The organism is Streptomyces sp. NPDC127098 (assembly GCF_042722465.1).
GTDB classification, from domain to species: Bacteria; Actinomycetota; Actinomycetes; order Streptomycetales; family Streptomycetaceae; genus Streptomyces; species Streptomyces millisiae.
Genome location: NZ_JBHXFJ010000004.1, coordinates 96,914 through 110,768 on the forward strand (window position 1 = coordinate 96,914; position 13,855 = coordinate 110,768).

Here is a 13,855-nt window from a genome sequence, read left to right on the forward strand (position 1 = left end):
AGACCATGCCCCGCAGTAAGAAGAGCCTCGCCCTGGGGGCGGTCGCCACGCTGCTGGCGCTCAGCCCCGCCTACTGGGCCCTCGCCGTCGCCTCCGAGCCGCCCACCGTGGCCGACCCGGTCGCCGAGGCCAGGGCCGCCGAGATCGACGCCGAGGCCGCCGCCCAGGCGACCCGGGAGCGGATGGCGGCCGCCGACATCGTCGACGTGCCCGTCTCCTTCACCGTGGTCAACCAGAACCGCACCCTCGCCGCCTGCGCCGTGGACGGCGAGACCTACACGATCCGCGGCCATCTCACCGCGCCTCGCGCCCTGTTGGAGGGCGAGGCGGCCGGCGAGGAGACGCCGATCACGCTCTACGAGCACGGCATCGCCGGCGGCGAGTGGTACTGGCGGCTCGACGCCGAGGGCTACCACTACGCCGAGGAGCTGGCGCTGCGCGGCCACGCCTCGTTGACCATCGACCGGCTCGGCTACGACTCCAGCGACCAGCCCAACGGGCTCGGCTCCTGCATCGGCGGCCAGGCCGACATGGCGCACCAGATCACCGAGCAACTCCGCGACGGCTCCTACGAGATCGGCGACCCGGACGCGCTGCCCGGCGACGAGACCCCGTCGTTCGAGCGGGTCTTCCTCGCCGGACAGTCCAACGGCGGCCAGGTCATCCAGATCGCCGCCTACTCCTTCCAGGCCGTCGACGGGCTGATGATCATGGACTGGACGGACCTCGGCCTCACCCCCGAGGCCAACGCCCGGTTCTTCACCTCGCTCCAGACCTGCCTACGCGGCGGTGACGACGGGTACGCCTACTACGACCTCGGCACCGAGGAGTTCGAGACCGGCAACTTCACCGAGACCGAACCCGAGGTGCTGGAACTCTCCCTGCCCCTGCAGAACGCCCACCCGTGCGGCGACATGGTCTCCCAGCTCGGCGGCGTGCTGATGGACGTCCAGCACGTCTCGGAGATCGACGTGCCGGTGCTGTTCATGTACGGGGCGGAGAGCGCCCGCGTCGAGGGCGGCGAGGAACACCGGGCCCTGTTCACCGGCAGCCCCGACACCGAGGTCGTCGAGATCCCGGGCGCCGGCCACTACATCAACATGGCGCTCGAAGCCCAGCAGGCCTTCGACGTCGCCGCCGACTGGCTTGATCGCAACGGCGGTTGATCCAACCGGTTCGACCGCGACACCCACCCCCACACGGGTTTGACACCGAGGAGTCACGTTCATGTCCGCATCACCGCCGCCGTTGAGTCGGCTCGGCGGCCTGGCCACCCGGCGTCGCCGCGCCGTGCTCGTCGTCGGGGCGATCCTCTTCGCGATCGCCGCCGCGATCGGCGCCGGCGCCCAGAGCGCCCTGTCGCTGTCCCGGTTCGAGGCCCCGGGCTCCGAGTCCGACCGCGCCGAGGACGTCCTGCGCGAGGAGTTCGGCGACGGCAGCCCCAACTTCCTGCTGCTCGTCACGGCGAAGGAGGGCACGGTCGACGACGCGGCGGTGGCCGATGCGGGCAGAGCGCTGACCGAGGAACTGGCCGAGGAGCCGCTGGTCACCACCGTCGGCTCCTACTGGACCCGCGGCAACACCCCGACCCTGGCCAGCGAGGACCGCACCCAGGCCCTCGTGGTCGCCTGGCTGGCCGGCGACGCCACCGAGGTCCGCGAGGAACTCGCCGACGTCTCACCCGAGTTCACCCGGGACGAGGCGCTGATCACCGTCCAGCCCGGTGGTCAGGACGAGATCTTCCGGCAGGTGAGCGACGAGTCCCGGCAGGACTTCCTGCGCGCCGAGGCCGTCATCATCCCGGTGGTGCTCGTGCTGCTGGTGTGGGCCTACCGCCGCTGGTCGGCGGCCGGACTCACGCTGGGCGTCGGCCTGTTCTCGGTGCTCGCCACGCTGGCCATCCTGCGCGGCGTCACCGCGTTCGTCGAGGTCTCCACCTTCGCCGCCAACCTGGCGCTGGTGCTCGGCCTCGGACTCGGCATCGACTACAGCCTGTTCGTCATCGCCCGCTTCCGGGAGGAGAGCGCGGCCGGCCGCGACAAGCTGGCCGCCGCCGCCCGCACCGTGGAGACCGCCGGCCGCACCGTGCTGTTCAGCGGCATCACCGTGGCCGCCTCGCTCGCCGCGCTGTTCGCGTTCCCCTTCCCCTTCCTCCAGTCCTTCGCCTACGGCGGCATCGCCGTCGTGCTGACGGCCGCGTTCGGCGCCGTCGTGCTGCTGCCCGCCGCGCTGGCCGCCGTCGGCCACCGGGTGCTGCGGCCCCGGCCGCCGGCCACCACGACCGACGTCACGCAGGGCCGCTGGTACCGGTCCACGCTGCGGGTGATGCGCCGGCCGCTGCTGTACGGCCTGCCGGTGCTCGTCGTCCTGCTCGCGCTCGGCGCCCCGTTCCTCGGCGCCCAGTTCGGCCTGCCGGACGAGCGGGTGCTGCCGTCGGACGCCGCCAGCCGGGTCACCCAGGAGCAGATCCGCGAGAACTTCCCCACCGAGGTCACCGACGGCCTGCAGATTGTCGCCACCGGTGTCGACCAGCCGACGGGCACCGCCACCGACGAGTACGCCGCCCTGCTCTCCGAGCAGCCGGGCGTCTTCCAGGTGGACGCCCCCACCGGCTCCTACGTGGACGGCACCCGCGTGGGCGACAACCCGGCCGAGCCCGGGCAGTTCGCCACCGACGACGCCGTCCGCCTCACCGTGGTCGCCGACCGGCCCGCGCTGGAGGGCGACATGACCGAACTGGTCGCCGACATCCGCGCCGTGGACGCCCCCTACGAGGTGCTGGTCGGCGGATTCCCCGCCGCCATGACCGACTTCAGGGAGGCGCTGCTGGACCGGCTGCCGCTGGTCGTCGCCATCATCCTGCTGGTCACCTTCGTCATCATCTTCCTGATGACCGGCAGCGTGCTCATCCCGGCCAAGGCCACGGTGGCCAACGTCCTCAGCCTCACCGTGATGTTCGGCTCCCTCGTCTGGGTCTTCCAGGACGGCAACCTGTCGGGCCTGCTGGACTTCACCCCGGCCGGCAGGATGGAACCGAGCATCCCCATCCTGATGTTCTGCATCGCCTACGGGCTCTCGATGGACTACGAGGTGTTCATCATGGCCCGCATCAAGGAGGAGTACGACCGCACCGGCGACAACACGGCGGCCGTGGCCGCCGGCATCCAGCGCAGCGCGCCGCTGATCACGGCCGCCGCCGGCATCCTGGCGCTGACCTTCGCCGCCTACGTCACCGGCAGCGTCGTCTTCCTCAAGCAGCTCGGCGTCGGCATGGCCCTGGCCGTGCTGGTCGACGCGCTGCTGATCAGAACGGTCCTGGTCCCCGCCGCGATGCGCCTCGCCGGTGACGCCAACTGGTGGGCCCCGGGACCGCTCAGGCGCCTGCACGAACGCTTCGGCCTCCGCGAGGCCGGCCCGGCCGAGCCGGCGCCGACGGCCTCCTCGGCCACGTTGACCACCGGCGCGCGGTAGCCCTCACCCCACCCCCGACCGCCCGTCCCGCCCGGCCCCTCACCGGACGGGGCGGGCCTCCGTGCCACACTGCCGCCATGCACCGTTCCACCGAGGAGACGCCGCTGACCGGCGGCAACGTCAGCGCCGGCGTGGTCCGCGCCGGCGACACCGTGCGCCGCCCCACCGGGCCGTGGACCCCGGCCGTGCACGCCCTGCTCACCCACCTGCACGCGGTCGGCTACCACGCGGCGCCCCGCCCGCTCGGCATCGACGAACGCGGCCGTGAGGTGCTGACGTTCGCCCCGGGCACCACCCTCTGGCCGGATCGGATGGTCCTGCTCGACCCCGCCGACCGCCTCGCCCTCGTCGCCCGGCTGATCCGCGACTACCACGACGCGGTCGCCGACTTCACCCCGCCGCCGGACGCCGACTGGCGGCCCATCATCCCGGTCGAGAACCCGGACATCATCGCCCACCACGACCTCGCCCCCTGGAACCTGGTCGTCGACGAGCCCACCGACACCTGGACGATCATCGACTGGGACGGCGCGGGCCCCGGCACCCGGCTCTGGGACCTGGCCTACGCCGCCCGCGGCTTCGTCCAGCTCACCGCCAACCCCGCCTACCGGCACCCGGATCGGCTGGCCGCCGCCCGGCTGCGGACCTTCGTCGACGCCTACCGCCTCGACGAGCCCGACCGCCGTGCCCTGGTGCCGCTGCTGACCAACCGCACCCGCGCCATGCACGACTTCCTCCGCGACCAGGCCGCGCTGGGCACCGAGCCCTGGGCCACCCTCCCCCAGACTTCGTCCGGGAGGTGCCCCCAGGCGACCGGCCACGGCGACGCCTGGCGCTCCGACGCCGCATACGTCGAGGAACGCGCCGCCTTGTGGACGGCCGCGCTCCTCGACTAGGGCCTGTCGTCTAGCGGCCGTTCCAACGCGCCGCGAAGGCCCGGGCCGGGTTCTCGACGAAAACCGCGTTGGCCACCCGGGCGCCCAACTCGCGTTCCACGCGGGGCCGCAGCGTCGCCAGCAGGAACGGCATGCCAGGGCCCTCGCCGCCGGTGGTGGCGCGGGCCCTGGCCGTGGTGGTGTCGCCGCCGAGCAGCAGCCGGTCGGCGTGGCCCGCCTCGCAGAGCGCCGCCAGCGCGTCCAACAGCCGCCAGTCGGTGGCGTGGTGGGCGCGTGAGGGGCCGTCGAACGCCAGGAACGCGCCCGCCTCGGCCGCCTGCCGGTGCACCCGGGCGTCGGGGGAGCGGTTGAGGTGGCTGAGGATCACCCGTTCCGGCGGCACGTCAAGACGCTCGCACAGCAGCGCGAGCACGTCCAACGCCGCCGTGCCGCCCTCCAGATGCACCCCGATCGGCGCGTCCGTCGCGTGGTGCGCCTCGGCGGCCGCCGTCATCACGGCGCGGGCGTGCGCGTCGAGGCCGTGGAACGCGCCGGCCACCTTGATCATCCCGGCCCGGGCCGTGCCCATCGGGGCGTCCGGATCGTCGTCGTTGCGCAGGCCGCGCGCCAACTCGTCGACGAACAGCTCCGCCAGCCGCCCCGCGACCCGCTCCGTCAGCAACTCGCCCGCGTGCGCCGCCTGGTGGAAGCCGGTGGCCGCGATCACGTGCACCCCCGCCGCCCGCGACACCTCGCCGAGCCGGCCCGCCCTGCGGCCGAGACCGAACGGCGTCCACTGGGCCACCGCCTGCCCGCCGGCCGCCGCGAACGCCCGCAACTCGGCGACCGCCGCCACCGGATCGTCCAACTCCTGCCCCGGCAGCAGCGCCGAACGCAGGAACAGATGGTCGTGGGCGTCGCATACCCCCAGCTCGCCGGGGGCGATGTCTCCCAGGACCGTGCGGATCGTGAGGGCGTCAGACATGCCCGCATGGTAGCCGGGGACGCCGAGGCGCTACCGTACGGTTGCATCCCGTCGCCGGGCGCCCGTTCATGGACAATCTGATCCACCGCCCGGAGGATGGGTCGCTATGAGCCACGACCAGCGCGACATCGGCCCCGTCCTCGTCGCGCTGGCCGACCCGACGCGCCGGCTGCTCCTCGACGCGCTGGCCGAGGCCGGCCAGGCCAGCGCCACCACGCTCGCCGCCCGCCTCCCGGTCTCCCGGCAGGCCGTCGCCAAGCACCTCCAGGTGCTGTGCGAGGCGGGCCTGGTCGCCGGCGGCCGGGCCGGCCGCGAGGTGCTGTACCGGGTGGCACCGGCCCCGCTCGACAGCACGGCCCGCTGGCTCACGGAACTCTCGGCGGCCTGGCGACGGCGCCTCGCCGCCCTCGGCACCCCGACGGAAGGAGAGGTCGGCTCACGGTGACGACCCCGACCCGCCACACGGTCTCGATCGAGTACTGCACCCGCTGCCGCTGGCTGCCCCGCGCGGCCTGGCTCGCCCAGGAACTGCTCACCACCTTCGAGGCCGAACTCGCCCAGGTGGCGCTCGTCCCCGGCACCGGCGGGGTCTTCACGGTCCGCGTCAACGAGGAGGTCGTCTGGGACCGGAAGACGCAGGGCTTCCCCGAACCCACCCAGATCAAGCGCCTCACCCGCGACCGCGTCGCGCCCCACCGCTCGCTGGGCCACGCCGACGGAGGCTGACCGGGCGGGCTCACTCCCGCCGGAACCCGGCCACCCGAACGGAGACCGTCGCCCGTACCGGCTCCCGCAGCGCCGCCGCCCGCTCCCGCAGCGCCGCGGGCGCCACGTGCCGCGCCGCCGGGCCCATCGACGCCAGCGCGACCGCCTCCGCCGGTGAGAGCTCCACCGGGTACTCGACGACCGCCGCGTGCTCCGCCGCCCCGAAGTGCCCGGCCAGCGACCGCCGCAGCCGCTCCTCCTTCGCCTCGTCCACCGACAGCAGGCCCAACGGGCCACGCAGCTCCGCCAGATGCCGGTCCGAGGGCGTGACGACCACCAGCGCGCCCCCCGCACGCAGCACGCGCCGGAACTCCGCCCCGTTGCGCGGCGCGAAGACGTTCAACACCACGTCCGCCGCGCCGTCCCCGACCGGCAGCGCGCGCCACACGTCGCACACCGCCGCTCCCGCCCGCCCGTGCGCCCGCGCCGCGTACCGCAGCGCGTGCTTGGACAGGTCGAGACCGAGCCCGACCGCCCCCGGCCGGGCGTCGAGCACCGCCGACAGGTAGTACCCGGTGCCGGCCCCGGCGTCCACCACCGCCCCGGCCGCCGGCGGACACGCCGCCACCACCGCGTCCGCCACCCGCGCGTAGTGCCCGGCCCCCAGGAACTCGACCCTGGCCCGCACCATCTCCGCGCTGTCCGCGTTCCGCGCCGCCGCCGCTGATCCGGCGCCCGTCAGCAGGTTCACGTAGCCCTGCCGGGCGACGTCGAACGAGTGCCCGGCCGCGCACCGCAACGCGCCGTCGGCCTCGAACCGCCCGCCACAGACCGGGCACCTGAGCATGTCGACGACGGCGGGCGGCATTGCGGAGTTCATGGCGTTCTTTCCTGTGGCGGCTTCGGGTCGGGCATGGTACCGCTGCCCGCCCTCGGGCTATCGTCCCTGACCATGGCTACGAAGCTGCGCTGCGCCGTGCTCGACGACTACCAGGGCGTCGCCCTCTCCCTTGCCGACTGGTCCCCGCTCGCCGACGCCCTCGACATCACCGTCGTCCGCGAGCACATCGCCGACCGCGACCGTCTCGTCGAGACGATCCGCGACTGCGAGATCGTCGTCATCATGCGCGAACGCACGCCGTTCCCCGCCGAGCTCCTCGACCGCCTGCCGGCCCTGCGGCTGCTCGTCACCACCGGCATGCGCAACGCCTCCGTCGACCTGGCCGCCGCCAGGAGACACGGCGTCACCGTCTGCGGCACGCTCAGCCGCCCCGAGCCGCCGGTCGAGCTCACCTGGGCGCTGCTCCTCGGCCTGGCCCGCGAGGTCCCGCGCGAGAGCGCCGCCGTCCGCGAGAGCGGCCCCTGGCAGTCCACGGTCGGCGCCGACCTGCACGGCCGCCGCCTCGGCCTCGTCGGCCTCGGCAAGATCGGCTCCCGAGTGGCCCGCGTCGGCGCCGCGTTCGGCATGGACGTGGTCGCATGGAGCCCCAACCTCACCGACGAACGCGCCACCGCCGGCGGCGCCACCCGCCTCGCCACCCTCGCCGAACTCCTGGAGACCAGCGACTTCGTCTCCCTCCACCTGGTCCTCGGCGACCGCACCAGAGCCATCATCGGCGAGCCCGAACTCCGGCTGCTGCGACCCACCGCCTACCTGGTCAACACCTCACGCGCCGGCCTCGTCGACCAGACCGCGCTCGCCACCGCCCTCCGCGAGGGCTGGTTCGCCGGTGCCGCCGTCGACGTCTTCGACGCCGAACCCCTCCCCGCCGACCACGAGTTCCGCTCCCTGCCGCGGCTCCTCGCCACCCCCCACCTCGGCTACGTCACCGCCGGCAACTACCGCACCTTCTTCGGCGAGGCCGTCGCCGACATCACCGCCTACCTGGCCGGCGAGCCGGTACGCGTCCTGGGCTAGGACGGGCTAGAACTCGATCAGGGCCCGCAGATCGATATCGATGGGGAACGGCTTCTCCGCGCTCAGCTTCTCCCGGTGGATTGCGTACTCGTGGGCGGGGATGTAGGCCCCGGTGTCCGGATCGATCCGGTACTCGTGAACCACCGGAAGGTTCTCCCGGTCACGCTCGACACGCCAGTAGTGCGGCACGCCGGCCTCGACCAGGATCGCCGGCTTCAGCCACTGGTCCCGCCGCTTCGAACCAGGGGAGACGACCTCCACGGCCAGCCGGACGCTCGCCACGGGCACGCACTCCATGGTGAAGGGATCAAGGCCCCGCTTCTCGAAGACGACGACGTCCGGCTTGATGACGTTCCGCTCGTCCACCAACACGCAGGTCTCGACCCGGACAGCGTAGGCCTTCGGCCCGGCCGAGGACAGGGCGCGGAAGATCTCGCCCTTCACCATGTCGTGCCAGTGCGGCGTCTGTCCCCGGACCACGATCACTCCGTCCACCAGTTCCCAGTCGAACGGGAGCTCGACGTCCTTGACCTGGTCGTACGTCCAGCCCTCTTCCGGCGGGCACCACCAGTTGTCCGAGGTCGCCTGGATCTCCTGCGGGCGCTCGGTCATCAGTACTCCCATGGACGCCAGAATGGTCGAGACGGGGGATGTGATCCCTCCATATGACCGTACCCTCACCCCAAGTGATGGACGTGACGGCGCGGCCTTGACGCCGATCCGGATCGCCTCACGGCCACAGCAGCTCGCGCCGCCACCCCGCCCCGCCGGCCGCGCGGCGGTACCGCAGGCGCACGTGCCGCCGGCCCGCGTCGCCCTGCCAGAACTCGACCTCGTCGGCCCACAGCGCGTACACCGAGTGCCCCGGCGGCACCGCGTCCGGCTCGGCGGCCAGGCGCCGCTCGGCCTCCGCCGCCGCGGCCTCGTACCGGGCCGTCGACTCCAGCGGCTCGCTCTGCCGCGCCACGAGCCCGGCCACCCGGCTGCGCGGCGACCGTTTCCGGAACTCGGCCGCCGCCACCTCCGCCGGTGCCGTCTCCACCCGCCCCCGGAGCCGCACCTGCCGCCCCTGGGCCGGCCAGTAACACGTCATCGCGGCCACCGCCCGGGTCGTCAACTGCCGCCCCTTCGGGCTGTCGGAGCTCGCCGCGAACACCCAACCGCCGCCCGCCACGTCCACGTTGCGCAGCGCCACGACCCGTGCGTCCGGCACCCCGTCGAGGCCGACCGTCGCCAGCGTCATGGCGTGCGGATCGAGCACCCCGGCCGCCACCGCCTCCGCCAGCCAGGCCGCGAACAGCTCACCGGGCCCTTCCGGGGCCGCCGCGGCGTCGAACCCCGGCAGCTCCCGCGCCATCAGCGGCGTCCGCACCAACAACCACCCCACCTCGCCGGGACCGGCGGGCCACCACCACTCGCGCTCCGTCATCCGCCCATCATCGCCGCTCACGATTGGCGCGAACGTGCTGTCGCGGTCCGCGCATGGCGGGTAACACCCGGAGGAGGGGATTCCGCGGGTGGGGGAGATGGCATGAGCAGCACAACTGACCCGGAGCCCGGTCCTGGGCCGGCCGGCGGGCGGCTGACGAGGGCGTGGCAGGGCTTCCGGCAGCACGTCCTCCGCAACACCCTGATCACGCTCGCCGCCGCCACGGTGGTGACCACCGTGGTGACAGCTGTGACCGAACGCCTCATCGCCGAGGACCCGCCGCCCACCTGCCCCGGCACGGACTGCGACGGCCGCAGCCCGGAGTCCACCGACTGCGGCGCGGACGCCGGCTCGCACCGGCCCACCGAGTCCAACCCGGCCACGCTCGACATCCGCTACAACCCACGCTGCCAGGCCGTCTGGGGCCGCATCCTGACCGGCGAACCGGGCGACCGCGTCACCGTCCAGGTCACCGGCGGCGGCGCCGCCGAGGCCCAGATCAACTACGAGACCGACCAGTTCACCAAGATGGTCGCCGTCGACCCCACCGCCTTCCACGTCGAGGTCTGCGCCGTCCCCGGCGACGGCCCCGACCGGCAGGCCACCTGGCAGCGCTACTGCGTCGAGGCCACCCACGAGACGGACTTCACCCTGCGGTAGCGCGGCCGACCAGCCGTCAGCAGTCGTACCGGTGCGCGAACGGCCGGTCGGGGCAGGTGGTGCAGACAAAGAGGTACACCCCGCCCAGGTCCCCCATGTCCATGCCGTGGCCCGCGTCCGCGTCGTCGTCCCCGTGCCACGGGCCGGTCTCCGTCGCGGTGACGCTGAGCAGGTGCGCCATCCGGCGACCGCAGCGGCACGTGGGCCAGTCGGGCGCCTGCGTCCAGCCGGGGTAGCCGCCGACCTTGCTCTGGATCGTGGTGGCGGCGTCGAAGTAGGAGACCCCGAACCGCCGCTCGACCTCGTCGAACCGGTCGGTCAGCGCCTCGCCAAGCCCCTCGGGCAGGTCCCCGTTCGGGTACTCGACGGCCCGGGTCGGGGTCACCGTGCAGGGCCGCGGCACGAAGTCCTCGTCGGCCGTGTACGGTTCCGGCCGGTCCGACCGCAACGTCCCCGCGCCGACGGCCCGTTCGTCGCGCCAGTACAGCCGCGGCGACACCGCGTCGATCCCGTCGTCGTGGAGCAGTGGGCACCACACCACCTGGAGCACGTCCGTGCCCGCCGGGAACGGCAACTCCGGCACGTCCCTCGCGTACAGCTGCACCACGGGCACCATCGCCACCGGCTCGGGCCCCACCACCTCGGTGGGCCTCCGCAGCGGCTCGTAGTGCCCCTCGGCGCCGCACATCGGCCACGGCTCGTCCGCCGGCCACAGCAGCGGACCGCCGACCGAACTGTCCCGCACCCCCGGCTCCCCGATCCGCGGGCAAAGCAACGTCGTCTCCCGCGCGAGCCCGGTCAACTCCGGGAACAGCGCCTCGACACCGAGACGGGTCGGTCGCAGCGGCGGGGCGGCGGGCGCGGTCATGACTGCGGCACAGCCCCGTCCAACTCGGCCATCTCCACCACGAAGTTGTCGTTGGGGCGCTGGAAGGGCAGTTCGGCGTCGAACCGGCCGTAGTCGATGACGTTCACCATCGTGTCCATGCCGTCGAACGCCATCTCCGTGGTGGCCCGGAGCGGATAGGGCTCGCCCTCGGCGGCGATCAGCACGGTGCTCGTCACCCCACCGGCATCGCCGGACTCCTCGCGCCGCACGGTGACCACCGGCGTGCCGTGGTGTTCGCTCGCCGCCTCGACCGTGAGGCTGGTCGTCTCGAAGCCGTCCTCCGCCGGCTGGCCGTCGAGCAGCGCCGCCGGCAGACCGCCCCGCTCGCACATCTCGGCCCAGTCCGCCAGGCTCGGGTCGTCCGCGGAACCATGCAGATACTGGTTGGCCAACTCCTCCGCCCGCGCCTCGTCGAAGATCAGCGCCAGCATCTCGGGGGACATCCGCACCCAGAGATCGTCGGCGTCCCGGGTCACCTCGACGTGGCCCTCGGCGGTGTACAGGCCGCTGGTGCACCGCTCGTCCGTCGCGAACAGGCTGTTGCCGGAGGGGACGCTGGTCCCCTGGATCTCCTGCGACATGTCGGTGGTGTAGGACGCCGCGCCCCGCAGCGTCTCGTCGGCCAGCCGCAGCAGTTCCTCGGCCTCCATGTCCGCCAGGTTCGGCCCTTCGGCGGCAGCCGATCCGCTCGGCTCGGCGTCGTCGCGCGGCTCCTCGCTCCTCCCGCCACCACCGCAGGCGCCCAATGTCAGCACCAATGCCACACCGGCGGACACCAGTGTGCCGCGTTGTCTCCAACTCTCCATGATCTCCCCACTCTTGAGCGGCGATCATCATGGCACGGCCCGGTGACACCCCGATGTGCGCGGGCTTGCCTTCGGCCGCCTCCGACCGTGGGCCCCGACCGCCCCCTTGTGCGCCGCTGTCCCCGCCGTCACTCTGCGGGCTGGCAGGTGCATGACTAGAAGCGACGAAAGGAAACCCTCGCTGTGACAGCGAAGCGCAAGCTCCGTGGGCGCGCCCTGAGCGGCGCCGCGGCCCTCGCCCTCGTGTTCGGCCTCGGCGCGCTCGCCGCGCCGGCCGCCGCCGGGGCCCCCGGCCCGCCGCAGGGCCGCATCGTCCACGCCGGCGCGCCCGACGCCGTCGCCGGCAGCTACCTGGTCCGGTTACGCGAGCCGGCCGCCGTCCGTGCCGACCAAGCCGGCGCCGAGCGCGTCGCCGAGCGGCACGGCGCGGAGGTCACCGACGCCTTCCCGCTCACCCTCAACGGCCTCGCGGTCACCGCCACCGAGGCCGAGGCCCGGGAGCTGGCCGCCGACCCGGCCGTCCGCTCCGTCACCCAGGACCGCCTGGTGCGCGGCGCGGCCACCCAGCCGAGCCCGCCCTCCTGGGGACTCGACCGCGTCGACCAGCCCAACCTGCCCCTCGACCGCTCCTACACCTACCCCGACGACGGCGGCGGCGAGGGCGTCACCGTCTACGTCCTGGACACCGGGATCCGGTACGGCCACGTCGACTTCGGCGGGCGCGCCGCGTTCGGCTACGACCGGTGGAGCAGCGGCGGCAACGACGGCTACGGCCACGGCACCCACGTCGCCGCCACCGCGGGCGGCACGAGCTACGGCGTCGCGAAGGCCGCCGACCTGGTCTCGGTCCGGGTCCTCGACGACAACAACACCGGCACCACCACGTCCATCGTGGCCGGCGTCGAGTGGGTGACGGCCAACGCCGAGGGGCCGGCCGTCGCCAACATGAGCCTGACCGGCGGCGCCAACGGCCTGATCGACGACGCGGTCCGCGCCTCCATCGCGTCCGGCGTCACCTATGTGGTCGCCGCCGGCAACAACACCGGTGCCAACGCCGGAAGCTACTCGCCGGCCCGGGTGACGGAGGCCATCACCGTCGCGTCCAGCACCAACACCGACGCCCGCTCCGGCTTCTCCAACATCGGCCCGGTCGTGGACATCTACGCCCCGGGCACGGACATCGTCTCGGCCTGGTACTCGTCCGACACCGCCAGCCGGTCCTGGTCCGGGACGTCCATGGCCGCGCCGCACGTCGCCGGGGCCGCCGCGCTCCACCTCGCGGACCATCCGGGGGCCACGCCGGCCGAGGTGCGTGACGCCCTGGTCGCGGCCGCCAAGCCGGGCGGGATCGCCCAACCCGGCGCCAACACCACCGGCGCCCTCCTCCAGATCGACTGACCACCGTCACCGGGGTCCCGCCCGCCCCTCCCGACGGGCGGGCCCCGGGGGAGCGTCAGCCGCAGATGAGCTCCTTGACCGCCTGGAACGCCTCGTACTCCTCCTTCTGGTCCACCGGCAGCTGGTAGAAGGCCGAGGTGATCCTGGGCACCGAAGGTATGACGACGAAGCGGAACTTCTGCCCGTCCGTCGTCGCGACGTGGAACCGGCCCTGGAGGTCCCGCTTCTTCACGTTGCCGCGGTTGGCGTCGGTGATCCGCACCGGGGTGCCGGGCGTGACGGTCCCGTTCTCCTCGTCGACCGGGACGATCACCAGCTCCGTGCCGCCCGGTCTGAAGCCCACCGCGTAGTTGTAGACCTTCGTGCTGCTGAACACGATGTAGTTCCGCTGCCTCATGTCCGACGCGTACACCTTGGTGTAGCTCGCGCCGTCGGGAACCGCGGAGTCGAAGGCCGCGTGGATCGCCGCCTTGAGTTCTTCCTTGCTCGCCACCGTGTGGGCTCCTTGCTCCTTGCGATCGTGAAAGTTCTGCGCACCGCAGGGGGAGCTGGACGTGTCGACGGTCCTCGGGCAGGGCGGGAGGCCGTCTCGCCAGCCGAGGACCGTCGCCCCCCGTCGGTCAGGTTGACTGTACAGCCATCCAGTACACGGGGCAACGGGCTTCCGTCGCCGTCACGCAGAGTGCCGGCGGGGGAGGCGCGACAATGGGAGACGCGGG

15 protein-coding genes are annotated in these 13,855 nt (G+C 73.3%); 8 read left to right on the forward strand and 7 right to left on the reverse strand.

Translation table 11 applies throughout. The features are described from left to right. Nucleotides 1-5 precede the first annotated feature (5 nt). The 3 genes from ACFWI8_RS04545 (at nt 6) to ACFWI8_RS04555 (ending at nt 4,367) form a co-directional block, all read left to right on the forward strand. A complete protein-coding gene (locus ACFWI8_RS04545; protein ID WP_387085569.1) occupies nt 6-1,166 on the forward strand; it encodes an alpha/beta hydrolase in 1,161 nt (386 codons plus the stop codon). A 61-nt stretch (nt 1,167-1,227) separates the two neighbouring features. After that, on the forward strand, nt 1,228-3,471 hold the full coding sequence (locus ACFWI8_RS04550; protein WP_387085572.1) for an MMPL family transporter: 2,244 nt from the start codon (nt 1,228-1,230) through the stop codon (nt 3,469-3,471). 77 nt (nt 3,472-3,548) lie between these two features. Further along, nucleotides 3,549-4,367 (forward strand): phosphotransferase, encoded by an 819-nt coding sequence (locus ACFWI8_RS04555; RefSeq protein ID WP_387085575.1) that lies wholly within the window; start codon nt 3,549-3,551, stop codon nt 4,365-4,367. Between the two features lie 10 nt (nt 4,368-4,377). Here the strand turns inward: ACFWI8_RS04555 and ACFWI8_RS04560 are convergent, their stop codons facing one another. Beyond that, nucleotides 4,378-5,331, reverse strand: coding sequence for a phosphotriesterase (locus ACFWI8_RS04560; protein WP_387085577.1), 954 nt, complete (start codon nt 5,329-5,331; stop codon nt 4,378-4,380). A 106-nt stretch (nt 5,332-5,437) separates the two neighbouring features. Here ACFWI8_RS04560 and ACFWI8_RS04565 point away from each other — a divergent pair, with 106 nt between their 5' ends. Next, the gene (locus tag ACFWI8_RS04565) at nt 5,438-5,776 is read left to right on the forward strand and encodes an ArsR/SmtB family transcription factor (protein ID WP_387085580.1); all 339 of its coding nucleotides are present in this window, start codon (nt 5,438-5,440) and stop codon (nt 5,774-5,776) included. Beyond that, entirely contained in the window at nt 5,773-6,057 is a 285-nt protein-coding gene (locus ACFWI8_RS04570) for an Rdx family protein (protein ID WP_311599713.1), read from the forward strand. Before ACFWI8_RS04565 ends, ACFWI8_RS04570 begins: the two co-directional genes overlap by 4 nt. A 10-nt stretch (nt 6,058-6,067) precedes the next feature. Here ACFWI8_RS04570 and ACFWI8_RS04575 read toward each other — a convergent pair whose 3' ends face one another. Next, a complete protein-coding gene (locus ACFWI8_RS04575) occupies nt 6,068-6,916 on the reverse strand; it encodes a putative RNA methyltransferase (RefSeq protein ID WP_387085583.1) in 849 nt (282 codons plus the stop codon). Nucleotides 6,917-6,988: 72 nt separating this feature from the next. On the opposite strand from ACFWI8_RS04575, the gene ACFWI8_RS04580 reads away from it, so the two are divergent. Continuing rightward, nucleotides 6,989-7,954: a D-2-hydroxyacid dehydrogenase family protein gene (locus ACFWI8_RS04580; protein ID WP_387085586.1), complete on the forward strand. Its 966-nt coding sequence runs from the start codon at nt 6,989-6,991 to the stop codon at nt 7,952-7,954. A gap of 6 nt (nt 7,955-7,960) precedes the next feature. Here the strand turns inward: ACFWI8_RS04580 and ACFWI8_RS04585 are convergent, their stop codons facing one another. Both ACFWI8_RS04585 and ACFWI8_RS04590 read right to left on the reverse strand, forming a co-directional pair. Then, nucleotides 7,961-8,578 (reverse strand): Uma2 family endonuclease, encoded by a 618-nt coding sequence (locus ACFWI8_RS04585; RefSeq protein WP_387085589.1) that lies wholly within the window; start codon nt 8,576-8,578, stop codon nt 7,961-7,963. Between the two features lie 106 nt (nt 8,579-8,684). Next, on the reverse strand, nt 8,685-9,383 hold the full coding sequence (locus tag ACFWI8_RS04590) for a pyridoxal 5'-phosphate synthase (protein ID WP_387085592.1): 699 nt from the start codon (nt 9,381-9,383) through the stop codon (nt 8,685-8,687). A 102-nt stretch (nt 9,384-9,485) separates the two neighbouring features. On the opposite strand from ACFWI8_RS04590, the gene ACFWI8_RS04595 reads away from it, so the two are divergent. Then, a complete protein-coding gene (locus ACFWI8_RS04595) occupies nt 9,486-10,043 on the forward strand; it encodes a DUF2690 domain-containing protein (protein ID WP_387085595.1) in 558 nt (185 codons plus the stop codon). 16 nt (nt 10,044-10,059) lie between these two features. On the opposite strand, the gene ACFWI8_RS04600 is transcribed toward ACFWI8_RS04595, so the two are convergent. After that, on the reverse strand, nt 10,060-10,911 hold the full coding sequence (locus tag ACFWI8_RS04600) for a hypothetical protein (RefSeq protein WP_387085598.1): 852 nt from the start codon (nt 10,909-10,911) through the stop codon (nt 10,060-10,062). Continuing rightward, nucleotides 10,908-11,696 (reverse strand): hypothetical protein, encoded by a 789-nt coding sequence (locus tag ACFWI8_RS04605; RefSeq protein ID WP_387085601.1) that lies wholly within the window; start codon nt 11,694-11,696, stop codon nt 10,908-10,910. The genes ACFWI8_RS04600 and ACFWI8_RS04605 overlap by 4 nt, the downstream gene beginning before the upstream one ends. Before the next feature lie 225 nt (nt 11,697-11,921). On the opposite strand from ACFWI8_RS04605, the gene ACFWI8_RS04610 reads away from it, so the two are divergent. Next, entirely contained in the window at nt 11,922-13,136 is a 1,215-nt protein-coding gene (locus tag ACFWI8_RS04610) for a S8 family peptidase (protein WP_387085604.1), read from the forward strand. A gap of 55 nt (nt 13,137-13,191) precedes the next feature. Here the strand turns inward: ACFWI8_RS04610 and ACFWI8_RS04615 are convergent, their stop codons facing one another. Further along, nucleotides 13,192-13,629 carry a hypothetical protein gene (locus ACFWI8_RS04615; RefSeq protein WP_311599698.1) on the reverse strand — a complete coding sequence of 146 codons (438 nt, stop codon included), beginning with the start codon at nt 13,627-13,629 and terminating at the stop codon, nt 13,192-13,194. Nucleotides 13,630-13,855 lie beyond the last annotated feature (226 nt).